Source organism: Embleya sp. NPDC008237, assembly GCF_042956465.1.
Lineage (GTDB): Bacteria > Actinomycetota > Actinomycetes > Streptomycetales > Streptomycetaceae > Embleya.
This window is the reverse complement of record NZ_JBIBGL010000022.1, coordinates 55,307-80,284: the sequence shown is the minus strand read 5'-3', so window position 1 is coordinate 80,284 and position 24,978 is coordinate 55,307. Positions and strand designations below refer to the sequence as shown.

At 70.1% G+C, this 24,978-nt stretch carries 20 protein-coding genes and 2 pseudogenes; 8 read left to right on the top strand and 14 right to left on the bottom strand.

Translation table 11 applies throughout. The features are described from left to right. Positions 1 to 402: 402 nt before the first annotated feature. On the top strand, positions 403 to 1,389 hold the full coding sequence (locus ACFZBU_RS41075; RefSeq protein ID WP_391588887.1) for an RICIN domain-containing protein: 987 nt from the start codon (positions 403 to 405) through the stop codon (positions 1,387 to 1,389). Positions 1,390 to 1,674: 285 nt separating this feature from the next. Continuing rightward, positions 1,675 to 2,892 carry a S8 family peptidase gene (locus ACFZBU_RS41070; protein WP_391588886.1) on the top strand — a complete coding sequence of 406 codons (1,218 nt, stop codon included), beginning with the start codon at positions 1,675 to 1,677 and terminating at the stop codon, positions 2,890 to 2,892. Positions 2,893 to 3,024: 132 nt separating this feature from the next. Here ACFZBU_RS41070 and ACFZBU_RS41065 read toward each other — a convergent pair whose 3' ends face one another. Next, positions 3,025 to 3,279 (bottom strand): hypothetical protein, encoded by a 255-nt coding sequence (locus ACFZBU_RS41065; RefSeq protein ID WP_391588885.1) that lies wholly within the window; start codon positions 3,277 to 3,279, stop codon positions 3,025 to 3,027. Positions 3,280 to 3,310: 31 nt separating this feature from the next. Further along, complete coding sequence (locus ACFZBU_RS41060) at positions 3,311 to 3,907, bottom strand: NADPH-dependent FMN reductase (RefSeq protein WP_391588950.1); 597 nt, start codon at positions 3,905 to 3,907, stop codon at positions 3,311 to 3,313. A gap of 112 nt (positions 3,908 to 4,019) precedes the next feature. On the opposite strand from ACFZBU_RS41060, the pseudogene ACFZBU_RS41055 reads away from it, so the two are divergent. The 3 genes and pseudogenes from ACFZBU_RS41055 to ACFZBU_RS41045 all read left to right on the top strand — a co-directional run. Beyond that, positions 4,020 to 4,112, top strand: a pseudogene (locus ACFZBU_RS41055) (transcriptional regulator); the annotation flags it as partial. Between the two features lie 19 nt (positions 4,113 to 4,131). Continuing rightward, complete coding sequence (locus tag ACFZBU_RS41050) at positions 4,132 to 4,371, top strand: hypothetical protein (RefSeq protein ID WP_391588884.1); 240 nt, start codon at positions 4,132 to 4,134, stop codon at positions 4,369 to 4,371. A 434-nt stretch (positions 4,372 to 4,805) separates the two neighbouring features. Then, the gene (locus ACFZBU_RS41045) at positions 4,806 to 5,687 is read left to right on the top strand and encodes a phosphotransferase (protein ID WP_391588883.1); all 882 of its coding nucleotides are present in this window, start codon (positions 4,806 to 4,808) and stop codon (positions 5,685 to 5,687) included. 297 nt (positions 5,688 to 5,984) lie between these two features. Here ACFZBU_RS41045 and ACFZBU_RS41040 read toward each other — a convergent pair whose 3' ends face one another. The 4 genes from ACFZBU_RS41040 to ACFZBU_RS41025 form a co-directional block, all read right to left on the bottom strand. Beyond that, positions 5,985 to 7,010 (bottom strand): TolB family protein, encoded by a 1,026-nt coding sequence (locus ACFZBU_RS41040; RefSeq protein ID WP_391588882.1) that lies wholly within the window; start codon positions 7,008 to 7,010, stop codon positions 5,985 to 5,987. Then, complete coding sequence (locus ACFZBU_RS41035) at positions 7,007 to 8,308, bottom strand: MFS transporter (RefSeq protein WP_391588881.1); 1,302 nt, start codon at positions 8,306 to 8,308, stop codon at positions 7,007 to 7,009. The genes ACFZBU_RS41040 and ACFZBU_RS41035 overlap by 4 nt, the downstream gene beginning before the upstream one ends. A gap of 99 nt (positions 8,309 to 8,407) precedes the next feature. Beyond that, positions 8,408 to 10,123: an alkaline phosphatase family protein gene (locus tag ACFZBU_RS41030; protein ID WP_391588880.1), complete on the bottom strand. Its 1,716-nt coding sequence runs from the start codon at positions 10,121 to 10,123 to the stop codon at positions 8,408 to 8,410. A 160-nt stretch (positions 10,124 to 10,283) separates the two neighbouring features. Then, entirely contained in the window at positions 10,284 to 11,606 is a 1,323-nt protein-coding gene (locus ACFZBU_RS41025; RefSeq protein WP_391588879.1) for a S8 family peptidase, read from the bottom strand. A 275-nt stretch (positions 11,607 to 11,881) separates the two neighbouring features. Between ACFZBU_RS41025 and ACFZBU_RS41020 the strand changes: the two genes are divergently transcribed. Next, entirely contained in the window at positions 11,882 to 12,868 is a 987-nt protein-coding gene (locus ACFZBU_RS41020) for a helix-turn-helix domain-containing protein (protein WP_391588878.1), read from the top strand. Between the two features lie 545 nt (positions 12,869 to 13,413). On the opposite strand, the gene ACFZBU_RS41015 is transcribed toward ACFZBU_RS41020, so the two are convergent. From ACFZBU_RS41015 to ACFZBU_RS40995, 5 genes and pseudogenes are all read right to left on the bottom strand, one after another. Further along, positions 13,414 to 14,022 carry an AAA family ATPase gene (locus tag ACFZBU_RS41015; protein WP_391588877.1) on the bottom strand — a complete coding sequence of 203 codons (609 nt, stop codon included), beginning with the start codon at positions 14,020 to 14,022 and terminating at the stop codon, positions 13,414 to 13,416. Positions 14,023 to 14,477: 455 nt separating this feature from the next. Beyond that, positions 14,478 to 14,726, bottom strand: a complete 249-nt coding sequence (locus ACFZBU_RS41010; RefSeq protein WP_391588876.1) for a hypothetical protein — start codon at positions 14,724 to 14,726, stop codon at positions 14,478 to 14,480. 473 nt (positions 14,727 to 15,199) lie between these two features. After that, positions 15,200 to 16,123, bottom strand: a complete 924-nt coding sequence (locus ACFZBU_RS41005) for a GNAT family N-acetyltransferase (RefSeq protein WP_391588875.1) — start codon at positions 16,121 to 16,123, stop codon at positions 15,200 to 15,202. Positions 16,124 to 16,466: 343 nt separating this feature from the next. Then, a complete protein-coding gene (locus ACFZBU_RS41000) occupies positions 16,467 to 16,931 on the bottom strand; it encodes a hypothetical protein (protein ID WP_391588874.1) in 465 nt (154 codons plus the stop codon). A gap of 161 nt (positions 16,932 to 17,092) precedes the next feature. Further along, a pseudogene (locus ACFZBU_RS40995) lies at positions 17,093 to 17,350 on the bottom strand (EF-Tu/IF-2/RF-3 family GTPase); the annotation flags it as partial. Between the two features lie 307 nt (positions 17,351 to 17,657). On the opposite strand from ACFZBU_RS40995, the gene ACFZBU_RS40990 reads away from it, so the two are divergent. Beyond that, positions 17,658 to 18,092 (top strand): hypothetical protein, encoded by a 435-nt coding sequence (locus ACFZBU_RS40990; protein ID WP_391588873.1) that lies wholly within the window; start codon positions 17,658 to 17,660, stop codon positions 18,090 to 18,092. Between the two features lie 17 nt (positions 18,093 to 18,109). On the opposite strand, the gene ACFZBU_RS40985 is transcribed toward ACFZBU_RS40990, so the two are convergent. From ACFZBU_RS40985 to ACFZBU_RS40975, 3 genes are read right to left on the bottom strand one after another with little or no spacing between them, the layout of a single operon-like run. Then, a complete protein-coding gene (locus ACFZBU_RS40985; protein WP_391588872.1) occupies positions 18,110 to 18,748 on the bottom strand; it encodes a hypothetical protein in 639 nt (212 codons plus the stop codon). Continuing rightward, on the bottom strand, positions 18,742 to 20,295 hold the full coding sequence (locus ACFZBU_RS40980; protein ID WP_391588871.1) for a hypothetical protein: 1,554 nt from the start codon (positions 20,293 to 20,295) through the stop codon (positions 18,742 to 18,744). The genes ACFZBU_RS40985 and ACFZBU_RS40980 overlap by 7 nt, the downstream gene beginning before the upstream one ends. A gap of 50 nt (positions 20,296 to 20,345) precedes the next feature. Then, a complete protein-coding gene (locus tag ACFZBU_RS40975) occupies positions 20,346 to 21,809 on the bottom strand; it encodes a hypothetical protein (RefSeq protein WP_391588870.1) in 1,464 nt (487 codons plus the stop codon). 1,588 nt (positions 21,810 to 23,397) lie between these two features. On the opposite strand from ACFZBU_RS40975, the gene ACFZBU_RS40970 reads away from it, so the two are divergent. After that, positions 23,398 to 24,945, top strand: coding sequence for a PP2C family protein-serine/threonine phosphatase (locus tag ACFZBU_RS40970; protein WP_391588869.1), 1,548 nt, complete (start codon positions 23,398 to 23,400; stop codon positions 24,943 to 24,945). Positions 24,946 to 24,978 lie beyond the last annotated feature (33 nt).

Below are 24,978 nucleotides of genomic sequence, written 5' to 3'. Positions count from 1 at the left end.
ACCGGCCTCCCCCGCCGGAGGTTCGCGTGACGAACGAGAACAGCCCTTGCGCTTGCGGCGGTTGCCGTCGCCATCGCCTGCATGTCCCGGTTCACCCCGTCGTCCCGCCGGGGTGGATCGAGGCGGCAGGGGAGGACCTGGTTGCCGATCATCAGTCCGCGCTGTTCTCCCAGGTTCGTGATCGCGGCCGTCATCCTTGGCCCCGCAACAGCAGCAGCCCTGGTCATCCGGCTTCGAACACGATCGATCGGAGAGTTCCCGGCAGCGCTTGGGCAGATTCACTCGGTGAAGGCAGAAGAGCCCGGAAAAAAGTTCCGGCGGACCTTGAGAGATTCTGCTTCGCCGGGCCACGTCTCCTCCGAACGGGCCGCTTTCGGCGGCCCCTCGCCGAAGGAACGGTCGATGAACGAACAACTGTGGCGGAGGCGTCGCGCACCGCGCTCCGCCTGCCTGTGGGCGGCACTGATGGCCATGCTCCTCGCCCTGATGACGACGGCGGGCGCGCCCCCCGCCTCCGCGGCCGACCAGCCGCTCTGGGCCACCGCCGGCTATCTCGGGAGCCCCGGCTCCAGCGTGGTCGCGGAAGTGGAGAACTCGTCGCCGGCCTCCGGCGCCGGGGTGCGGCTCTGGCCCTTCCACGGCGGGCAGAACCAGCGCTGGCAGTTCCTCCCACGCCCCTCGAACCCCTACACGTGGCAGATCACGGCCTCGCACAGCCGCATGTGCATGGACGTCGAGGGCGGCAGCCGCGCCCCCGGCGCACGGGTCCGGCAGGCCCCGTGTCACAACGGCTCCAGCCAGGCCTGGGAGCCGTTCGTCGTCCGCTACGACGGCTGGGGCCGGCCGCTGTACCGCTTCGTCAACGACAACAGCCACCTGTGCCTCGAAACCGCCGACACCCGCCCGGAAGGCGCGTTCCTGTACCAGGCACCGTGCGCCGCCAAGAGCGCCCAGGAGTGGTCGATGACCCGCCCGGTGAGCAACCCGCTGAGCGGCAGAGTCATGGACGTGTGGTACGCATCCACCGCCTCCGGAGTGCCGGTCTGGCTGTGGGACTTCGTGTCCGGCCCCCACCAGGATTGGTACGCCCGCACCCTGCCGGACGGCTACGCCTCCCAGTTGGTGGCCACCCACTCGCGCATGTGTCTGGATCTCGAAAATGGTTCGACGGCACCTGGTGCCGCGCTCGTCCAGCAGCCGTGCGACACCCGCCGCGCCGTCCAGCGCTGGGTCGTCGAGGTCACCTCCTGGGACATCCACCGCTACGCGATCTACCGCATCCGCAACACCACCGCCAACCGCTGTCTGACGGCACCCACCATCGGCAACGGAACACGCCTGGTCATCCTCGACTGCAACGGCGCGCCGAGCCAGGAGTGGCGGATGTAGCCCCCACCGGACCCGGCGTCGCGCACGGGGGGCGGGGGCTCTCACAGGCCCTGGCCGCCCATTCGCCGCCTCGCATGGTCGGCGGGCGGGGACCCCGCCCGCCGACCACGATTTGTGCCGCCACTCCGGGCCGAGGCAGCGCCGAACCACCCATGAAACGGGCCGCCACTTCCGCAGCCCGGCCTGATGTCGCCAGTGGCGAAGGCCGGCCACGATCGAGCGATCCCGGGAGTAGAACCGATCCGCGTCGTCGCGACGTGACTCGAACTCTCCTTGGGAGCAAAGGTGTTCAGACGAATACACGGCAGGCTCACGACCGCCGCCCTGGCCGCGGCGTGTGTTTTGATCGCGGTTCCCGGTGCCGCCTCGGCGCAGGCCGGCATCGTGCCATCCCCGCCCTCGGCCCGTGAGGGCCACATCGTGGCCGCAGCCCACCCCATTCCGGGTCGCTACATCGTGGTTCTTCGGGAAGGCGCACACACCGCGGCGGACGCACACGAGCGCTCCGCCGCGTTGGCCGGGTCGTACGGCGGCAGGGTGCGGCAGACGTACGGTTCCGCGTTGTCGGGGTACGCCGCCGACATGAGCGAGAGCCAGGCGCGCCGGGTCGCGGCGGACCCGCGGGTCGCGTTCGTGGAGCAGGACGGTGTGGAGGAGATCACCGACACGCAGAGCGATCCGCCGTCGTGGGGTCTGGATCGCGTGGACCAGCCGAAGCTGCCGCTCGATCGCAGCTACACCTACCCCAACGGTGCGGCGAACGTGACCGCCTACGTGATCGACACCGGCATCCGGGTGTCGCATCGACAATTCGAGGGGCGGGCGAGTGTCGGATTCGACGCCGTGGGCGACGGCAACAACGGACTCGACTGCAACGGCCACGGGACCCACGTCGCGGGGATTCTCGGCGGCCGTGACTACGGCATCGCGAAACAGGTCAAGATGGTCGCGGTGCGGGTGATCGGTTGCGCGAACACGGGCAGCACGTCTCAGCTGATCCAGGGCGTCGACTGGGTGACGGCACACGCGACGAAGCCGGCCGTGGCCAACGTGAGCATTCGCGGTGGGCTGAGCGCGGCCAAGGACGCGGCGTTCCGCAGGTCGATTGCAGCGGGGGTCGCCTACGTCGCGGGCGCGGGCAACGACGGCGCGAACGCTTGTGACTACTCGCCGGGTCGGCTCCCCGAGGCGATCACGGTGCAGAACTCGGACGCCTCCGATCGGCGGGCGTCCACCTCGAACTACGGCAGTTGTACGGACCTGTTCGCGCCCGGGACGAGCATCGTCTCGGCGTGGAAGGACGGTGACACCGCGACGCGGACGGCCAGTGGGACCTCCATGGCGACACCGCATGTCAGCGGTGCGGCGGCGATATATCTGTCCGCGCATCCCGCCGCGACGCCGGCAGAGGTACAGGCGGCGTTGATCGGAGCGGCCACGCCGGACCGGATCACGAGTGCGGGTGCCGGGTCGCCGAACCGGCTCCTTCGGGTCATCGGGTAGAGCGCTCCAGTGCGGGCGCCGCGGCACGCGGCGCCCGCCCCAAGGTACGTGGACGTGGCCCCGCCGTGGTCGCCGCCGATGTCTCGTCGCCCGCTGTGCCGTCCTGTCGGCCCGCTTCCGTGCTGCCGTGCCTCACGGAACCGCAGGTACGCGCGCGCTCAACGCGCGGGCCAGGTGCGCGTTGGCGGACCACCGGCCGGGTCTCTCGACCCACCAGCGGGCACGCCATTGCCCGTTGCCGTGTGCGCACACCATGAGCAGTGCAAGTCGCGGCACGGTGACCCAGCGCTCGGCGAGCGGTCGACAGCACGGGCATCGGCGGCCGCTCGCCCGGATCGCGGCGGCGATGCCGAGCACGAGCCGGCCGACCGGCGGATCGGTATACACCCGGGCGGCGCGTACGCCATGGCCGCCGCGCTTACGCCGGGTACGGAGCGGCCTCGCGTGCTGCGCGGAGTGCGCCCGCCCACCAGGACAGTTGATCGAGGAGGGTCTTGGCGTACCCCGGCGCGGCGGCGTCCAGCGGCCGGCCGTCCTGCCACGCGGTGAAGTAGTTCGGGAAGGCGAGGCCGTCGCGCACGGTGACCGCGTGCAGCTCGGTCGACACGTTCTCCAGGTGCAGGACCGCGTGTCGCCCGCCCGCCGCGCCGCCGTAGCTGACGAAGGCGACGGGCTTGGCCGTCCACTGCGTGAAGTGCCAGTCGATGGCCGCCTTCAACGAGGCGGGGTAGCTGTGGTTGTACTCGGGCGTCACCACGATGAACGCGTCGGCGTCCTCCAGCGCCGACGTCAGCGCCGCCATCCCGGCCGGGCGGGGGTAGTCGTCGCCCGCGTACTTCGGGGACGCGGCGGGCAGCGCCAGTGGGATGTCGATCTCGGCCGGATCGACGACGTCCACCTCGAAGCCGCCGTGGGCGGCGGCCTGTTCGGCGACCCACGAGGCCACCACCGGGCCGAACCTCGCGTCCCGAACGCTTCCGACGATGATCAGCAACCTGTGCTCGGTGTTGTCCATGCCCACCACGATCACGTGGCATCGGGAGAGCAACCAGACCGCGTTCAGGCCGGCCCCCGCAGGGCCTGCCTGAGCCCTCCACAGCCCGCCGACACCGTCGTACGCTCGCCTCATGGGTACGCCGTTGGGAGACTTCATCCGCGCGAAGCGGGACAGCATCCAGCCGGAATCGCTGGGACTGACGCGAGCGCGTCCAAGGCCGAGGCCGCGGTGCTCCACTGCTCGTGGCGGACCGCGGCGCCGGCGAAGTCGGTGATGACATCGACGGCCGCCGCATCGCCCAACTCGGCCAGGGCGCAGACGACGGCGCCCGCGCTCATGGCGGACCGTTGCCGCGCGACGTCGATGTCGGCGAGGCGGCGGATCAGCCGCGGCACCAGTTCGTCGGCGGCCAGGCGCAGATGTGCGGCGACCTGTTCGGCGCGCCAGGCGTCCACATCGTCGTCCAGTGCCGTCAGCAGTGAGGGCACCGCTCGTACGTCCCCCAGGCGTGCGAGTGCCATGACGGCTTCCTGATGGGCGCGGCGCAGCAGTGGGTGCGGATGCGCCCATGCGTCGGGTCCGTGGGTGGTGCGTTGTGCGGTGACGTACGCGGCGAGGGCTTCGCGGGCGGGTTCGGCGACCGGTGCCAGGGCTTGGAGGGTTTCGGCCGCTGCGGCAGCGGTGTACGCGTCGTGTGGCAGCAGGCAGTGCGCGATCAGCAGGACGAGTTCGCGGTGGTCGCCTCGCCAGGACACGATCAGGTCCCGGGCCATGCGGATCGCGTCGTGGCGGGTGGCGGGGTCCGGGCTGCGGAGTTGTTCGGTGCGTCGTCGAAGGTGAGTGGCCTGGGTCACTGTGCCGAGGCACGCCGACCGGCAGCGCCCTCCCTCGTCCATGACAGGATTCGAGGGTGGAGATGAGCGACGTCACGCGTGCGATCGCGGCCGCGATTTCCGTCGCCGCATCGCTCGACCTGCCGGCCGACGACGCGATGATTCTCCAGAACTCGAACAAGCTGACACTGCGGCTGACGCCGTGCGACGTCCTTGCCCGAATCGCCCGTGTGGGACACGAGGTTGCACACTTCGAAGTCGAACTCGCTCAACGGCTCGCCGAGGTCGGATGCCCGGTGTGCCCCTTGGAGCCTCGGGCGGACCCGCGTGTGTACACGCGCGATGGCTTCGCGGTGACGCTGTGGACCTACTACGAGCCCGTGACACCTCACACCCCGCCAGTCGACTACGCCAAAGCGCTGGAGCGGCTGCACGCCGGCATGCGCGAGGTCGATGTACAGACCCCGAGGTTCACGGACCGGATCACGCAGGCGGAGGAAATCGTCGCCGACCCCGATCACTCGCCGGAACTCGCCGACGCGGACCGCGTCTTCCTCGGCGGCACGCTGGCCGGCCTGCGACGAGCGATCGACGACCGCGGCGCCGTGGAGCAGCTGCTCCACGGCGAGCCGCATCCGGGCAATGTGCTCGGCACGAGGAACGGCCCGTTGTTCATCGACCTCGAGACGTGCTGCCGCGGACCCGTCGAGTTCGACCTCGCCCATGTTCCCGAGACGGTCCGCGCGCACTACCCGAACGTCGACCAAGAGCTGCTGGACGAGTGCCGGCAACTCGTCATCGCGATGGTCGCCGCGTGGCGTTGCAAGCTCGGCGACCAGTTTCCGAACGGGAGACGATTCGGAGAGGAACTCCTGCGCCTGCTGCGCGAAGGTCCTCCCTGGCCGACGCTCGACACCGTGGCCAGGCGACTGGATGGTCCGCAGAAATCGCCGAAGGTCACGTGACGGAGTCAAGGAACCAAGCGACGAGACCGGCGCTGCCGAGCATCCCCGTCCAGGCCCGCCCGCGCCGGCACGGGCGAGTGTGGACCGACGACCCCACCGCCGACACGAACCGCATCGCTCGGCCGGTCGATCCGGCCGGCGGACGGGAACGCGGCGATGGGGGCGCGAGGCGCGTTGGGGCGCGGTGGTTCCCGCCGTGCGGGGGCAAAGGGCGGCCCGGTCCGCGCGGTGGACGGCAGCGCGGACCGGGCCGGTCGGAGGCGGCGTTCTCCGAGGAGAGGCCGAATGCGGGTTCGGTCACGCCGCGGGTTTTTCCTCCGAGGCCTCGGGTGGGGCGAGCGCGGCGGGGGAGTCGGCGTCGGGGATCGCGAGGGTGGGGACGCCGGACCCGTCCGCGGGGACCTGCCAGACGTCGGCGTGGCCGCGCCCGCGCGCCACCGCGTAGGCCACCGTTCGCGCGTCGATCCAGGTGGCCTGGTCGTCGACCGAGCGGGTTTCGGCGAGTGGGGTCACCGTGTCGGTGGTCAGGTTCAGGACCGACAGGCGCCAGCCGTGTCGTGGGTCGCCGTCCACGGCGGATTTGAAGGCCAGTCTGGTCCCGTCCGGTGACAGGGAGGGGCACTCGACGTTCTCCCGGACGGTGCGGAGCGTGTGCGTCGCCAGGTCGCCGTGGACGAGGTAGCGCCGTCCGGCGGTGGACATGGTGGCGTAGAAGTGCCCGTCGTCCCGGGTGAACGTGACGCCCCAGAAATTGAGATCCGCGGCTTCGTAGGGCCTGTCGTCGACGCGCACCGACCAGTCTTCCAGGGTCGAGACCAGATCCCCGGTGCGGGTGTCGAGGATGCCGACCCGGGTGGAGAAGCGGCCGCCGTTGTACGAGTCGCCGGTGACGAAGACCGTCCAGGCGACCATGCGACCACTGGGCGAGACCTGGGCTCGGTTGGGCACGCCGACCAGCGGGAGCGCGCGCCGCCGGCCCAGGTCCGGACCCAGGACGACGGCTTCGAAGGTCCTCAGGCCGCCGTCCAACCGCAAGCAGATCCCGGTGCCGGCGGACGCGTACAGCCGCGCACACGAGGTCGTCGACACGGTGCGACTGCCACGAGGGTCGTTCGCCGCGACCGAGACCAGATGGTCGCGGCTGTCGTGCGCGAGGCTGCGCGCGATCAGGTGCGGACCCGGGACGAGGGAGACCGCGCCCGGGGTGCCGGCGCTCGCGGTCCGCCGGGCCGGCCCGGCGGCGGAGCCGATCGCCGAGGTCGCGACCGCTACGAGCGAGACGAAGCCGACGACCGCGAGCGGGATGCGCAGGCGTGGATTCATCCCACGGCCTCCTCGGGAGTGGGAGTGAGGGTGGGCGCCGTGAGTACGACCGCCGTGACGGTGATCGCCGCGAGCACGGCCGCGGCGGCGCCCCTGGTCGCGGCCGCGGGTCCCCAGGTCACCCACGCGAAGCCGAAGGCGACCGACGAGAGGAGATAGGCGAGGGCTTGGGCGGTTTGCACGAGCGCGAGTCCGGTCGTGCGCAGCGCGGCCGGTAGCACCGGTGCGGCGAGTGCCATCAGGACGCCGTCGCCGGCGGCGTAGAACGTCCCCAGGCACACGAGCACGAGGGCGGTGGTCCAAGTGCCGGGCAGCGGACCGAACAACAGGAGGTAGCCCATGCCCAGCGACAGGTAGCCGCCCAACAGGGTGCGCTTGCGACCCCAGCGGTCCGCGAGCGCGCCGAACGGTGCCGCGAGGGTCAGGTAGACGAGGTTGGTGCCCACCGCGTACAGCGGGAACCAGCCCGCCGAGAATCCCTGGCGGTCCATCAGGACGAGGTAGACGAAGCCGTCGCCGATGGTGGCCAGTCCGAGCATCCCGGCCGCGCACACCAGCCCGCGCACTCGCGCCGATCTCAGCAGCGCGACGGCGGCGCGGGTGGTGACGGGATCCGCGCAGGGGCGTTCCTCGTGGTGGTCGTGGGTGAACAGGGCCAGGGTCAGGAGGCCGGCACACGCGAAGCAGAAGCTGGTCACGAACAGGGCGTCGAACGCGGCCGGTGTCGTCGCGCCCACGACCGACAGCACGCCCAGTGCGGCAAGGGGGCCGAGGAAGGCGCCCGCGCTGTCCATGGCGCGGTGGACGCCGAAGGCCCGGCCGAGCAGGGGCTCGGGGGTGGACAGGGTGATCAGGGCGTCACGCGGTGCCGACCGCAGTCCCTTGCCGGCCCGGTCCGCCACGATCACCGCGCCGAGCGCGGACCCGGAGGTACCTGCGCCGAGGAAACCCAGTTTGGCCACCGCGGACATCGCGTAGCCGACGCCGGCGACCCGTTTGTGCCGTCGGGTGCGGTCGGCGACATAGCCGCCGACCAGGCGCAACAGTGCGGTGGCCCCGGTGTGGAGGCCGTCCATGACGCCGTAGGCGGCCGGGCCGAGGTTCAGCGCAAGGACGAAGTACAGCGGCAGGACGGCGGTGACCATCTCCGAGGAGACGTCGGTCAACAGGCTCACGGCGCCGAGCGCGAGCACGTTGGGGCCGATTCCGACCCGCCCGCGACGCGACCGGGCGCGGCGGCGGGGTCGGCGCACGCGCGGGGCGTCCCGGGCCGGTCGGTCGATGGTCGAGAGGTACACGGTGCGTTGCCCTTCTCGGTGGACGAGTGGGAGCGGGGACCGGGATGCGGTGACCGAGGGGGAAGAGTCGGCCACCGCACCGATCGAGAGGGGCGGTGGTCAGCCGGTGATCGTGACGTCGTCGACCTGTGCCTCGAAGAGGCTGACGGCGCCGAGGTCGGCGGCTTCGATCTCCACCCGGACGGTCCGGCCCGCGAAGGCCGACAGGTCAACGTTCACGACCTGCCACATACCGGCGACCTCGGTCGCCGTGCCGGCGCGTTCGAACACGGTCGTGGCCCGGGTGTCGTCGAGCACCCGGACGCGGAAGTGGTCATCGGCCCCGGAGTTGTCGCCGGTGGCCACGCTGTACGAGAACCGCAGGTTCGGCGCGGTCGCGCCCGCGGGCAACGTGATCGCCGGAGAGCGCACCGAACTCACGCCCGCGTCCAAGTCGTTGGCGCCGTACTCGGCGCCGGCCCGGGCCCCGGTGGACAATGCGTTGGTGCCGGAGACGGTCGTCCCCAACTGCTTGACCTGCTTGGGGCCGTATGTCGAGCGTGTCTCGTCGGGATCGCCGCGTTCCCAGGCTCCGGACGTCGCGGTGTCGGTTCCGGAGGCGTTCACCTTCCAACCCCGATCCGCTTCGAAGTCGTCGTCGAACAGCACGGATCCGCTGCCGGAGGGGCGTACCGTCCAGGTGAACGACGTGGTCGCGAGGGCTCCTGCGGCGTCCTGGGCGGTCACGGTGACCGACGCGGTGCCGGGCGTGGTCGGGGTGCCCGACACCCGGCCCAGGGCCGGGTCGAGCGTCAGGCCGGCGGGCAACCCGGTGGCGGCCCAGGTGTAGGGCGCGCTGCCGCCGGAGGCGGACAGTTGCAGCGTGGTCGCGGTGCCTGCGGCGGCGCTTTGGTTCCCGGGGGCGGTGATGACCGGTCCGGCCGCGGCGCCCCAGGCGTCGGTCACGGCGGTCTTGCGGGCCGCCTCGCCCAGCGGCGGCAGGCCGTGCATGTCCTCCAGGGTGCGCAGGACGCCGTAGTGGTTGATCTGGGTCGGGGATTGGTAGCCGGCCTTGACGTTCTGGCCGACGAAGACGGTGTGGATCTGGTTGACGGAGCGGAAGTCGTCCTCGTCGAAGGTGGTGATCAGCAGGCTGTTGTGGGTCTTGGCCCACCGGACGTAGCCGTCGAGGTTGCGCTCGAGCCAGGTGTCGCCGGTGCCGGTCGAGCAGTCGTGCATGTCGTTGCACATGTCCGGTACCACGAACGACACGTCCGGGAGCTTGGAGTAGTCCGACGGGAAGGCGGAGAACGGGACGTGGGTGCCCGCTCCCGCGGTGCCGGAAAAACTGGCCCAGGGAGCGTGCTTTCGACGGTACTTGCCGCTCGAGCAGGTCCTGGAACCGGCGCTGGGCAAACCTTCCGAGTACGCCTTGAACGTCTTGCCCGCCGCGGCGAGTTGTTGCCCGAGGTTGTCTCCGGTCAGGTCGGTGCAGGAGTCGCCGGTCACCCCGTGCTGCGAGCCGGAGAACAGTCCGATGTAGTTCGGCTGGCTGGGGTGGGTGATGCCGAACGAGTTGGTGAACAACGTGCCCTGCGCGGCCAGGGCGTTGAAGTAGGGGGCCTTGGAACTGCCTTTGATGGTTTCGTAGTTGGTGTTCTCGAACAGCACGATCACCACGTGGTCGAACCTGGGTACGGCCGACGACATCGCGGCGGCCGGAGTTGCCGCGTGCCGATCGGCGGCATTCGCGGTGGGCGAGAGCGAAGCGGTGGCGGCGACCAGTAGGGCCAGCGCGGGAAACCCCAGCGTGGCCGGGACGCGTGTGATCCGCATCGGGGGACCTCCTCGAAGGACGGTGGGCGGTGGCGGCGAGGTGAGCCGCGGTGGACGGGTACGGGTGCAGGTGCCGACGAGTCGGCGCGGCGTTCGGCCCGGGGGGTCGCGGGCGGTGGGTCGAGGGGGCGCCCGCCGGGGCGCGGGCCTGCACACCGGATCAGCGTGTCGACGCACTCGAAGCGGCAGAGGCCGTCGAGGCGGTCGAAGGGTCGATGTGAAGCAGGCGGTTGGGTGTTCCGGAGCGGGCGTCGGTGATCTTGTCGGGGGTGGCGTCGGCGATCAGCGCGCGTTCGACGTCGGCGGGTGTGGCCGTGGGGTGTCGGGACAGCCACAGGGCGGCGGCGCCGGTCACGTGCGGCGCCGCCTGCGAGGTGCCGGTCTTGGTGTTCGTGGCCGTGTCGCCGGTGTACCAGGCCGACTCGATGCCCGTTCCGGGGGCGAAAAGGTCCGTGCAGGAGCCGTAGTCGGAACTGCTGCGTCGTCGATCGCGGGAGTCGGCGTTGTTGACCACGATGGCCGGTGCGATCGCGCCCGGCGTGTTGCGGCACGCGTCCGCGCCGTCGTTCCCGGAGGAGACGACCCAGGTGATGCCCGAGGCTATCGAGTTGTGGATCGCCGTCTCCTCGCTGCGGCTGCGCGAACCGTTGATGCTCATGTTCACCACGGCCGGCTTCACGGCGTGCGCGGTGATCCAGTCGGCGGCGGCGATGATGTTCGAAGTACTCGCGCTGTCCTTGCAGTCGAGCACTCGCACGGAAACCAGGTGGACACCTTTGGCCACCCCGTAGTCCCGGCCGCCGATGGTGCCGGCCACGTGGGTGCCGTGCCCGAAACAGTCCTGGCCGGCACGACCGTCCCCGACCTCGTCGACTCCGACGCTCGCGCGTTGCTCGAACTGGCTGTGCGAGGTGCGAATGCCGCTGTCCACGACGTACACCGTCACCGCGCTCGCCGTGCTCGGGTAGGTGTACGCGTGGTCGAGGGGCAGGTCGCGCTGATCCACCCGGTCCAGTCCCCAGGAGGGGGGATCGGTCTGGGTGGACGCCGGGGTGTGTGCGTGGTCGAGGGGCAGGTCGCGTTGATCCACCCGGTCCGGTCCCCAGGAGGGGGGATCGGTCCGGGTGGACGCGGAGGTGTGTGCGTGGGCGTCCGGTTCCACGTAGGCCACCTGCGGATCCGCCGCGATCCGGCGCGCCTGCTCGGCACCGAGGTCGGCCGTGAAACCGGCGAGGGCCGATCCGTGCGTGCGTACGATCGTGCCTCCGTACGCCCGGACGAGGTGGGCGGACCGCGCTCGGATCGCGTCCGGTGACAGAGTCGTGTCCTTGAACACCACGATGTGGCGACCCGCCGCCGGGCGGGCGGCGGAGTCGCCCGCGTTCGGGGGGACGTTGCCGGCGTGGGACTGCTGAACGGCGAGGAACGGAAGGAGGATCGCCGAGACGACGACCGCGGTCGACTTTCGGACAGGTGTGCGCACATCCACTCCAAAAAGAAGGACGTCGAGGCCCACGACATTCGGGATGCGTAGGTCTACTCCCGATCCGGGCTCGCGGCGGCACAGGTTCGCCAGTGACACGAATGGGCGGACCGCGCCAACCGGTTCGCCGTCCTGCCATGCTTTTCCCGGATCGGGCATCCTGTCCGCGCGACGAGAAACAACGCCCCGGCGGAGGCAAGCACAGGACGAACGGATCGGGCACCGTATCGGCCCACCAGGAGCATCGCTCCGAGCGGAAGGCGAAGAGGACGGCCATGCGCGACGAGGAACTCACGACCCACCTGACCCGCCTCGGTCTGGGAAAACGCGAGACCCTGCTCTACCTGGCCCTGCTCCGCACCGGGCCGATCGCACCGGCGGAGGTGGCCGCCCGCCTGGGCCTCGACCTCGACGACGTGGAGGAGTCCGTGGACCACCTCGTCGACCTGGGCCTGGTCTCCGCCGGCGGGCCCACCCCGGCGGCCGTCGTGCCGATCGAGCCGAGCATCGGCATCGAACGCCTCGCGCACACACGCTCGGCGGAACTGCGCCAAGCCCAACTGGCGGCGATCGACGCCTACCGCGGATATCGGCGCTCCGTGCACCCGCAGTCCGCCACGGACGAACTGGTCGAGGTGCTCACCGGAGCGAGGATCGAAGAGCGCATCCACCAGGCGGAGGGCGCCGCGAGATCCGAGGTGCTGCGCTTCGACTCGCCGCCCTACCACACCGGAGGCGTCGCCAACGAGACGGAGGAACACAACCTCGCCCACGGCGTCGAATACCGCATCGTCTACTCGAAGTCCGCCGTGGAGGACAACCATTACTACACGTGCAACATCCAGCCGTGCATCGCCGCCGGCGAACAGGCCCGGGTACTGCCCACCGTCCCCGTGAAGCTGACGATTTTCGATCGACGCCAGGCCCTGGTGTCGATGTCGTTCGTCGAGGCCGACATCAACGACTCGATCCTCATCGTTCGCTCGTCGAGCCTGCTGTCGGCGCTGATCGGCCTGTTCGAGACCTCCTGGCGTTCGGCATTCCCGCTGCACCGCCACGGCCGCGTCCCGACGACGCTGCGACCCCTGCACCGCCGCATCCTCGAACTGCTCGCCGGCGGCCTGACCGACGAGGCCATCGCCGAACTGCTCGGCATCAGCCGCCGTACCCTGTCGCGCAACCTCGAACAACTCAACGCCGGCGCCGGCGCCACGACCCGCTTCCAACTCGCCCTCTACGCAACCCGAAAGGGCTGGCTCTGACCGGCGAGCGCCACCCCGACCGACCCGAAGCCCACATGTCCGGGGCCGCACTCACCGGGCCAAGTGCGAGGACCTGATCGGCGCCCGTTCGAACGCGCCCTGATGCCGCTGCGCGTCGACGGCGCCGCAGGAACCGCAGGACGACAGGCTGTTCCTGGTCGACGAAGTCGAGGCAGGCGGCGCTTTCCCGGTGCGCGGCGGTCATCTCGTCCGAGTCCGGTGACGATCGGTACCCGGGGGGAAACGCGTCTCTCCCGGGGTCCGTCGAACGGGCTCGTCGTCGGCTCACCCGGTCGGCGCGGACATGCAGTAAAACCCGCGTGCAGGGCACCGCCGATTTCGGCACGACCGCGCCGGTAGGGATACACGGGCCCGTCCGTGCCCCGACCGCGGCGGCGCGTCCAGCCCGGAAGAGAACGAGTCGGTCCTTCCTGTACGCTCGCCGCCCTGTCTCGCCTACGCGCCCGGGTGACCTCGTCGACGGCGCCGGCGGCCTTCCGGATGATCCGGACAGCCTGGTGCGCGAGGTATCGGCGGTCCGGCGATCATTGTGCCGCCCGCGCGGCGGGCGGGCCATCCGTGCCCGCGGGGGCTCCGTCCGGAACGTCTGCCCGTACGAAGGCGGCGATGTCCCCGATGGTCGGGGTATAGCCGCCGGCGGTGTCCACCGTGAGAGTGGGGACGTCGAGTGAGATCGGTACGAAGGAGTCCAGCGAATGCCTTCCGGCGGCGATCGCGTCGAGCAGGTCGCGATCGCCGTGCGCGGCTCGGTGCGCGTTCTCCTCGGCGCGCCGGACGATGCGGTCGTGCGCGATCGTGGCGGGCGTGACGCAGCGGATGACCCGGATGTGCGCGACCTTTGCGAGCGGCTCCAGGTTCGGGCGCCACACTCGGTCCTGGAAGGCGGCTTCGGCCACGGTCGTCACCCCGGCCCGGAGGAGCACGTTCAGTACACCGAAGAACGCGTCCAGCGTCGGGTGGTTGAGCGGGTCGCCGCCGCCGCTCCGGTGGCCGGGGGTGGACATGACCAGGCCCTGCTTGATCTCGTCCCGGATGATCGCGGGGCATCCGAGCTCCCGGGCGAGGGCATGGGCGAGGGTGGTCTTGCCGGTGCCGGGGCCTCCGCTCACGACGGCCAGGGTGGGTGAGGTCATGGCGTGTTCTCGCAAGTCGTCACAGTGGGCTGCCCGTTCGTATCGGTTGTCGGTCGGGAGGCGGAACAACCGTACGTGGTGGCGCTCCTGCCGCACGGTACATCGGTCGCTCATCGACTCGAACCCTTCATACCCGAGACCACCCACCGTCTTCCGGCCTTCCGGACCTTCCGGCAGAAGAGAATGCGGTGCCCGGTCGAAGCCCTGGCGAACTCTCGGCAGCCGAACGCACATCCAAGATCATCACCGACAGGGTCGAGATCGATCCGGTCGGATTCGGTCGGGAGGAACCCGACGGGAGTCGATTCCGACGGAAGGACGCCGGCACCGGAAGGCCCGGGCGATGCGCCGTCCACGCTTTCGGACGAGGGCGGAGGCGCAGATCGGGTGCGCTCGGATCGCCCACGATCGGCGCGCCGGTCGTACCGAGCGACGTCGGACCTTGCCGTGTCGCGTCAGGTGTCCGCCGTCTCGGCGCGGGCCGGCCTGGTGGTGTCGCCTCCTGCGATGCCCCGGGCGATCGCGGACATGCAGGGGGGACACAGCAGCTCGGCGAGGGTTTCGTCGGGTGCGCCGCCGGCCTCGGCGGGCAGCGCGACGCCGCACAGGGCGATGTCTCGGCGGGCCGTCGCGTGCCACCACCGGGTCTCCTCGTTCTCCACCGCACGCAGGATGTGCATGTCGACCTCCTTGGCGTCGGACACCGGTCGCCGTCCATGCAACTACCGCCGTCCGGGGATTGCATCCGCACGCCGCCCGCTGCCGTGGGGACATCGTGCCGACGCCGGGGACCACGCGGGGCGGAGGCCCTGCGGGCCCGTTCGGCCGAATGGGGGTGTGCCCGCGAGGGCCGGGGAGGTTCCGGCGTGGCCCGACGTCCACCGAGTGGGACGCGGCTCGCCGGCCGCCGACAGCCGTGTCCGGCGCGGCCGATTCGCGTCGGGCCGGACGGCGCGTGGTGGCGGTTGGTGGATCGCGCGGCGCCGCGTGCCTCGCCGGTCGTGTCGTAGGGGCCTTGGTGGGCCCGGGCCGCGTCCAAGTGTTCCAGTGCTGCCCGGGTTGTGGCGACGGGAGGTCGGGAGGTCGGGAGCAAGCGCGTACTCCGGGCGCGTCCGCGGGTTCGTGTTACCGGTCGGCGGATCCGGACGGGGACGCCCCCGCCCGGATTCTCGCCGCGTCAGCCCTGCCGGTGCTCCCACCCTCGGTCGGTACGGGTCAGTTCGCGGAAGCCGGCGGCGGTCAGTCGCCCGATCGCGTCCGCGTCGTCGGCCGACTCGTAGGCGAGCACGCGGTCGACCCCGGCCAGGCGGAGCCACCGGGCCGCCTGGGCCAGGAGCCAGTCCGCCAACCCTTCGAAGCCGTGGTCCGGTTCGACGACGAGGTTGCCGATGTCGGCCAATCCTCCGTTGCGGGCAAGGCGTTCGGGCCGGTCGAGGGTGGTGTCCACCTCGATGAAGCCGAGGGCGCGGCCGTCGAGGTGGGCCGTCAGTCGGGTTCCGCACTCGCCGAGCGTGCGCCGCACGGCCGGTCGGGGCACCGACGGCTCGGTGGGCGGCGCCGGCAGGTCGGCGACCTCGGCGAGCAGCACCACCTCGGTGTGGCCGGTGTGCCGAAAGCCGGCCCGCTCGTAGGCCGCCCGCACGTGCGGCCACGCGTCGGGCAGGCCGTAGACCCCGGGCGCGGGCAGGGTTCCGTCGGCGTAGCGGACCCGTACGTGCCAACGCGCCAACCGGGCCAGGCACGCGGCCATGAGCTGATCCGCCGCCGTCTCGGAGCCGGGCCGGAACGACGCCGGCGGGCGGTGCAGGAACCAGGCGATCTCGCCCGCGCCGCGAAGGTCCGGGCCGACCTCGGCGTCGTCGCGGTAGCGCAGCAGATGCGCGGCGGCGATCACGGCCCCGTGCTGTTCGGCGACCAGGGTGGCCCGCTCCGCCACCCACGGATCGGTGATGAACTCGTCCGGGCGCCGGGTGAGTTGCCCGAGAACGGTATTGACGGACACGGACACGCCGGGCACCACGGCGGCGACATGCGCGTTGACGAGCTCGGTCAACTGGTCGCGATCGTCACGATGAAAGGGGCGCACGGTGAGAGCAGGCATGAAGGACCTCCGAACGGCTTTGCTGCGAGGAAGGAGGCCGCCATGCGATGCGGTATGCCGTCGACGATACCTCACGCGGTCGGCCGCGTTCCCGGCCCTGGTTCCGGCCCCGGCCCCCGATCGGGCTCGCTCGCGCTCCGGTTACCGGCCCGATGGATTCCCGGCGCGGCGCACCGCGTGCCATCGGTGTCGATCCTTCCTTATGTCGTGCCGTGGCGCGCCGCGCCCGCCGCGGCCCCGCGTGGCGACGGCATTCCACCATGCCGTCCCGACCCGGTGCGAGGGCTCGTCGCGGCCCCGTGGCCACGCGACTTGACGCATCAATCCATGCCTGAATCCGTACTCAAGCCTCGTCCGCCTGCCGACTCGGGAGAACGCTGCCGGGGTCAACCGGCTCGGCAGCGATCTGCGCCAGGGCGTCATGGAGTCGGCGGACGGCATCCTCCGCCTCGGCGTATTGCTCGGGACTCGCGAGGACGGTGCCGAAGGTGCCGCCGCGGTCGGCGGGCAGGGCGCGCCAGCGCAGAATGGGTTCGAGCGCGTTGATGGCACCGGAGAGGAACCAGGCCATGTGGCCGTGAGTGCGGGCGAGGGTGACCGCCAGGACGGCGAGCGTTTCCCGCAGGTGTTCGAGCCGGTCGATCTGCGCCAACGCCTCCTGGACGTCCGGGGGGCCGACAACGTCGCGCAGGCCGGCCGCGGCCTTGAGGGCGAGGTCGCGGTCGCGCGGCGTCAGTTCCCACGTCCGGTCCCGGATCTGTTGTTCGGCTTCCTCGGCCAGCACCGCGACGATCCTCCGCATGTCCATGCGTCTCACCCTAATGAACGAATCCCACCGACCACCTTGTCTCTTCTTTCGACGTCGAAGACGAAGCAGACGTCAGGGTGTCGGCGAAGGTGTCGTCCGTGGTGTGTCGGCGCGCGAGCGACGTCTGTGCTCCGCTTTTGTTTGCCGTATGACAAACGTTCGATCCGGGTTGAGGCCTCGAATTCGGTGTGCGGGGTGGCCGAGCCGGGCTTGACGATGCACCGGCCGCGTTCGACGTCCTCGGGCTTGATGCCGCGCAGGAGCACGCTTACGTGCTCGCCGGCGTGGCCCTCGTCCAGCATCCTGCCGTGCATTTCGATGCCGGTGATTGCGGCGGTGGTCTTGTCGGGCCTGATGCCGATGATGTCGACGCTCTCGTCGACCTTCAGGACGCCGCGCTCGATGTGTCCAACCGCGAGACCTGGTGGTCCCCTTCGTACCTGGTCCGGAAGGCGCGCCGACAGGCGTCCAGCCGCCTGCGCTGGGACACCGGCCCCGACTGCGACCGGCGGTCCGCGCACCATCGCGCCGAGCGATCCGCCGCCCTCGTGATCCCGCGCGGTAGTGGCCTGCGCTGCCACCCAGGGGTGGTCTACATCACCGGCGACACTCGCACGTGGTGCTCGATCGCGGCCGATGACGGCGGTCTCATGACACTCCGGTACCAGAGGATGAGGTCATCCTCCAGGTAGCCGCTTCCTCGATCCCCCCGGCCAAGGAGTCAGATTGAAACGCGTATCCAGGCTGGCCAAGGGAACAATAACTTTGGGATTAATTGTCCAAATTATTATTCTCGGGTGGTATGCCGCTTTGTTCGTTCTCTTCTCCGAGGGGGTCGGGCCGAACGACCACCTCGAGGGAAGCGACGAGGGCGAAGGAGAGACGTCGCTGGTTCTCGCGATCTCCGGAATCGTCATCTTCGCCGATATCCTGGGTATCCGCGGCCTGTTCCGAGACAAAGATTCCGGTGCGACTGCTCCGTGGATCGTGATTCCGGCACTCATCGGGCAGGGCGTACTTGCGGTTGCGGCTGCCCTTGGTGGCTCGTGGGCGATATGCGCTCTGTCCGTCGCCTTCTTGGTGCTGGTGCTGGTGCTGGTTTGGGTGAGATACGTTTCGGGCTCCGATCCGGACACGGTCGACGCCATCGGAAACCCGTGAACGCACCGACGCGTTCGTCATGCGAGGTCGTCGGCCTCCAGGTACACCTCGGCCAGAATACGGAGTTCGCGGTCGGCGGCCTTGACCCGGTCGCCGGGCCGGAGCCTTCCCGTCAGGTCGTTCGGGCGCTCCGGGAGGGTCACTGTGGCCACCTGCTCCGGTTCCTGCAGGGCAGGAAGGACCGGGAAGAAATCGTCGGAGACGAGCTGCGCGGTCAGCACCTGATCGAAGTCCGGCCGTGCGGTGAGCCGGTGCGACATGAAGATGTCGACACCGCCGAAGTGGTCGTAGCTCAAGGCGGCGGCTTCGGACGGGCCCGGCGGGGTGAGGGCCCTGTGCTGCAGGACCTTCCCGATCCGGACGGTCATCCGTCCCAGCGGTTCACCGCCCTTCGCGAAGTGTCCGAGGAACAGCTCGGCGGCGAACCCTTCTTTTCTCGTGGCGTCCTCGAACGACAGACCCGGATTCGGCAGGACGGTGAGCGCCGCAGAGGTGCCGAATCGCTGCCGGGCGGCGTGGTACTGCTCTGCTTTCCCTGTCACCCGCATCACGGCCTGGTAGTCGTACGGGGCCGCGAAGGTCGCCATGTGCACGGCATAGATCCGGTCGGTACCCAGGAGGACCAGTCCGTGGATGGCGGGTGACCCGGTCACCATGGCAGCGAGGGGTCGGGGTCCGGGCTCTTGGGTAGCAGCCGGCAGACGAAGGCGGCGAGGAAGGTGTCCTGCGGCGTGGTGACGCTGTGTTCCTCGCTGGGACCTCCCCAACGATAGGTCACCCATCGGATCAGCATGTTGTAGCCGTACTTGACCACGAGGACCTTGGCGAAGTTGCCCTCGCTCGTCATCACGGCGAACACGTCGCCGTCGACGAGCTGGTTCGAGGCGTCCGGGTTCCCGGGGATGGGGACGTTGCCGTACGTCAACGTGACCAACCGGTCCAGGGTGAGGGTGTCGAAGTCGACGACGCCCAGGTTGACGATGCTCGATCGGCGGCCGGGGGTCATCTGTGCGGAGGTCTCGGTCAGCCATTCCCACCAGACGTCTCCGCTGAACAGGTCACCGCCCTGGTCCCCGGTGTCGAGGTCGAGGATCCAGGTGCCCTTCAGGGCCGTGTCGCCCCGGTTGACGACGATGGGGTCGGTGACGCGCCGGGTCAGATCGAGGTTCCGGGCCAAGGCGACGGACTCCACGTATATCGGGCAGCGGCCCTGCGGGGGGTTGCCCCCGTCGCTCAGTGGAGTGGTTCCCGGCGGCAGCCGCCAGGACCGGGAGCCGAACAGCTCCAACGGCGGATCCAGCCACGGGCGGACCAGGGACACCACCCGGTAGTCGAAGGCGAGGGACTGCACCGCGTCGTCGATGCCGCCCAGGGTCGACGTGAGCTGCGGCGGAGCCTGGGAGGCCAGGGTCAGCAGCAGTTGGCGGTCGAGGGTGACCCGAGTCCAGGGCAGGCTGAGGGCGGCTGCCGGGGTGTAGAAGGTGGGAGCGTAACGGACGCCGTTCGGGGAGGTCGAAAACTGATCGGGAAGGTTGGGATTGAAGGTGTCGCGATGCCGCTTCCAGATGCTGGAGGGCGCCTTCAACGCCAGTTCCGACAGCTCCCGGACGGCGTCCTCCACCGGGCTCTTGTGGCCGGTCGTCTGCCATGCCTCCATGGCATCGTCCCGGACTTGCCGAAGCCTGGGCTCCAGCTCGCGCGTCCAGCGATCGCGGACGGCGGGGTCGGAGGACATCGCGGCGGCCTGTTCTCCCTGGTGGTAGTCGGCGTCGGCCTGGAGCCACGCCTGCCGCGCCGCCCGGTAGTCGCTCAGGGCGGGCGAGGGTGAGGAGGCCCCGCCGGCGCCCACGGTGTAGAGGTAGGCGGAGGCCGCCTGGTATCGCTGCTGCTCGTTCGGAGTGAGCGTGCTGTCGGCGAGGTCGGCGGCGAGCACCTCACCGTAGATGTCCCACAGGTGGGGTGCGTCCCCCGGCGACCACACGGGCTGGGTGGGGATCCGGTTGACGAGGTCGGAGAACTCGGCGTGTACCCGAGCCTGGCCGAGGTCCAGCGCTCCGTCGAACCGGAAATCGGAGTCCCGATAGGCAACCGGCGTGAGCGGTACGGAGACCAGATGCTCTCTGTCGGTGAATAGTTGCTGCATGCGGGCCGCCAGCCCCAGAAGGGCGGAGCTGTCGACGGAGGTCGCCGTGACGGTGTTCATGAGGGGCGCCTTTGCGGTGGTGTGCTGTGCGATACGGGGAGCCGTAGCCCTCAGACGAGCTTCCCGGGGTCGATGCCGTCCAGGAGGTTGGGCGTCTTGCCGAGCAGATGGTTGACGAAACCGATGATCTGCATGCCTGGCACGGTGATGGTGGTTCCGTCGTTCTCCGCGTGGAAGTGCTGGTCGGACTCGGCGTGGCTGTAGCTGCCGTTGACGCTGAACGGTCCCCAGCCCACACTGGCTTGGGCCGACACGGAGCTCGAGTGCGACTGGAAGGCGCTGGCGAAGGACGCCGAGCGGATGGTGAGGTTCTTGATGAACAGGGCCTGCAGCGGGTAGCCGATGAAGCGGCCGCTCGGAGGACTGCCGCCGTCCGACGGCATCTGGTCATAGTTCCAGCCCTGCCCCCGCACCAGGGTCCAGCCTCGGTTCTCCAGGAATTCCGCGTAGAACCAGGGGCGTACGATCTGCACCTGAGTCATGTCGAAGGACAAAGCGAAGTCTTCGACCTGGTAGTTCGCGCTGAAGTCGCTGGACGTGGACGTCACTCCCCCGCTTGCGCTCCACAGGCCCCAGCGGACGCCGCCGCCCGCCGACCAGGAGGTGGTGTCGAAGCGGCTGGCGGAGTCCACCATCTGGTGATACATCGAGTAGTTGGTCCAGCCGCTGGATTCGGCGAAGTCACCGGGGACCACCGTCGTGTAGTAGAAGTTGGTGCCCGGACCGAGGGCGCTGGTGACGGCCTGGTCGTAGAACTGCTCGAGGTTGCGCTTCCACAGCAGCATCGACTTCTCGGTGGTCTGGTCGACGTACGCCCGAATCCGGTCGACCTCGTTGCGGTAGCCGCTCGTGACCCAGTCGTCCTCGGCGGAGGCCACCATCTGGGCGTACAGCTGGGCGTTGGAGGCCCAGTCCATCACCGCCGCCTTGCCGGCCTCACCGACGGCGGCCTGCGCGGCGACGCGCTTGTTGTTGTAGGCCAGCTTCGCCATGTTGTAGGCCGTCTGACCGGCTTTGTAGGCCTTCAGCATCGGACTGTCTTCGGTCTTCTCGGTCTCCTCGTCCGTGAAGGGATCTTTGACCTTGCGCGTCACGCGGAGCAGGCTGCGCGCCTTTTCCAGCTTCTGCTTCTGGTCGTCGGTGAGCTCGTCGTCGATGACCTTCGAACCTTTGAGGATCTGCCCGTAGATCTCGCTGAGACGGGCACCGCTCGCGTTGCGCCACACGCCTTCCTGGCGCTCGGAGGAGTACGCGGAGGTGACGTCCGGGATGTAGTCGATCAGCGCGGCGAAGTTGTAGGCCTGCTGGAGCAGGAGCTTGTCCTCCTGGGCCGTGTGGCCGGTGCCGATGCCCTGTGCGGCGAACGTGAAGTCCGCCGGCTGGTACGGCAGCCCCGGCATGCACCAGGTGATGAAACTCGACTTGTCCGGCGGAACACTGCCGTCCCCGCCCGTGAGCACGTTGTACAGCTGGTTGCGGAAGATCCGTCCGAGATCTTCGAGTTGGTATGCCATGAGAGTGTTTCCATTCCGCGGTGGCCCACCGCCAAGACGCCGGCGACGGGAGTGCTCGGCGGTCGGCCTCGATGGTTCGCATGGTGTGCGAGAGGGCTTCGTCATGGTTCGGTGCCGTCGGGTAGCCGGCGGTGGCGATCGCGTCGGCGAAGACGCACGGGTCGACGGTGTGCTCGAATGCCGGGGCGTGGCGCGCGTTTTCGTCAGGAACCTGCGTGTCCCGTGAAGGGTTCCTCCGGGGAGGAGAAGACGCGGAACCAGCCGCCTACCAGGTAGAGGCGTACGCCCTTCGAGGGGGTGCCTACCGCAAGGCCCGATTCGCCGTTGAAACCGATACCGGCGTTGAGAAATCGGTGGCACAACCTGTGCCGGTACCCCGGTCACTGGCATGACGTATTGCGAACATTCGGCCGCCCATACGCGACTCGCAATTAAAACCTAAGCCCGTGTCAAGGACAGTGCCACTCGGCGGGAAGGCGGCCCACCGCCGCCACCCAGGGCCGGCACGCTGAGGTTAAACGGGATGGTGCTGCCGGCGAACGCCAGGCGACGGCCCTTGCGCAGAGCGCCGGACTGGAGCCGGGCTCCGTCGTCCACCTCGACATCGAGATCGGCGGGGCCCTGACAGACGACCACCGGGCGGCAGTGAGTTCGACGGTGCCGACAACGTTGCCTTCGCCGGTGCCGGCATCTCGGTGGGCACCTGTTACCGCAGCCCGGTATCCCGCGTCGGCCTCGCCCCGATGTCGCAGGCACGGAGGCAATCACCGTCCCCATCCGTCACAGGGTCACGCATCGCGTCAGGGCGCTCGCCCTCGGCTGCCGTCGGGTGTCAGTACCTTCGATGCAAGCGTCCGGCGAACGAGGGACACAGACGTGAGTGTTGACTACGACGACGGTGTGCTTCGTGTGGAGCGGACCTCACCTCCACCGCGTGTGCGGCTTCTCGGCGAGGTCGACCTGGATAATTGCGCTCACGTCCGCTCCGCGCTGGACGCACACCGGGGTGTCGAACGGGGCGATGTCGTGGTCGATGTGTCGTCGCTCGGGTTCATCATCCCGGGCAGCACCTGTATCAGCTGTCCGGCAGGGCGCCTTACGACAGAGGGTGCTCGACAAGCCGCCGGAGGGGTGTTCGCAGGCGCCGCTGTGGTGAATGGTCTGCTCGACGAAGGTCTTGCGAGCGCACGCGGCCGGGCGTAACGGTCCTGCGTCGCGGCTTCGTTCCGGCCGCAGCCGCGGTGCCTGCCGCGTTCTCCTGACGTGGGCTTTCGCGTGCTCGGTGAGCCGGGACGGCGGGGCGACTGCGGTCGGGGTGGCGAGCCGGACTGGGGGTCCGGCTCGGCGGTCGGCGACCTCGGGTCCGTTGCGGTGGTGATCAGATCGTCGAAGGACAGCGGGGTACGGGTCGCCGGGCCGGTGCTCCCCGTTGCGCGGGTGGTCGGGCCGTCCGACGCCGCAGCTTGTGATCCGGGCCACGCGTCAGTCCATGACGCGACCGACTACTGTTGCCGAGGTGCAATAGTTTGTCGAGCGAAGGGACTGGGTGATGGAGGCACTTGGGGCGTTCGCAGGGGCCGCGCGGTGGGTGGGGGAACCCCTGCTGCTCGTCGACGGCACGGGGCGGGTGCGCGCGGTCAACGCCGCCACCACGACACTACTGGGGGCGGGCGCCGCCGGCCGGACGCTCGCGTCCCTGGTTCTCGACCCGGACGCCGAGGTGGGGCGGTGTCTGCGGCACTGGCGCTCGACCGCGGAGCCGGTGCCGGACACGTTGACCTTCCGTTCCGATGGCGCGCTCGTCGGACCCAGGACTTGTCTGGGACATCGCACGTCCGCCGGGGGCGACGTCGTCGTGCGCGTCGCCGCCTCGGAGTTCGCTCCCCTGGAGGGGCGCGCGGACGAGCGGTTGCGCCGGTTGTACGCGCTGTCCGCGGTGCTCGCCGCCGCGGTCTCCCTGCGGGAGGTCGCGCAGGTGGTGCGCGAGGACGCGCCGAGCCTGATCGGTGTGCGCTCGGCGACCCTGGGTCTGCACCTGCACCGCCTATTGCCCCTTCGCGAGAGCGGCGAGGCCGCCTCGGCGACGGACGAGCCGTGGCTCGATCTCGACGAACCGGGCAACCTGGAAGTCCTGAACTCACCCCATCCCGACGCCCGAACCGACGGCCCGCCCTCGGCGGACGCCCCGCACGTGTTGCTGTTGACGCTCACCGGACATCGTCCCGAACCCTTGGGGATCCTGCGGCTGGAACTCGAGGCAGTACTGCCGCCGGACGAAGCGGCGCACGTGGAGGTGATGGCCCGTCAGATCGCCCAGGCCCTCTCGCGGGCCGGTCTGTACGAGCACGAGCACCGACTGGCGCAGCGCCTGCAGCTCAGTCTGCTGCCGGATCTGCCCCCACTGCCCGAGTTGACGGTCGCCGCGCGCTACGCCGCCGGCGCGGACCAGGTGGCGGTCGGCGGCGACTGGTACGACCTGTTCCGCCTGCCGCAGGGGCGGATCGGCATGGCGATCGGGGACGTCGCCGGACACGGACTGACCGAGGCCACCGAGATGGCGCAACTGCGCAGCGTCCTGCGGGCCGCCGCGCTGCGGGTGGGGGACAGGCCGCCGGAGGTGATGGCCGAGGTGAACGCCTTCATCTGCGCGTACCTGCCCGAGCGCACGGCCACCGCGTGCTACCTGGTCTACGACCCGGCGCGCGGGCTGCTGCGCTACACCAACGCCGGCCACATGCCACCCCTGCTGCTTCCCCCCGGCGGTGCCCCGCGTCTGCTGCCGGGGCGGGTGCCCCTGCTGGGCCTGCCCGGGGTCGTGCCCGGACCCTGCGGAGAGGTGGAGATCGAGCGGGGGTCCACGCTGTTGCTCTACACCGACGGCCTTATCGAGCGACGCGGGCAGTCGTTGGACGAGGGGTTCGCGTTGCTGTCCGCTCTCGTCGCGGACACCCACGACATGGCGCCGGACATGTTGTGTCGTCTTCTGGTCGACGGCCGGGACGGGTCGTGGCCGGACGATCGGGCCCTGATGGCCGTGCGGTTCGAGGTCGCCGGTTCCGAGCCCGGCTTCGCGCGTGCAGCCTCGGACGTTCGGCGGACCAAGGCACCCGGGACGGCGGTGCCCGTCGTGCGCTGAGGTGGACGGCGGCCGGTGAACCGGCGGCGATGC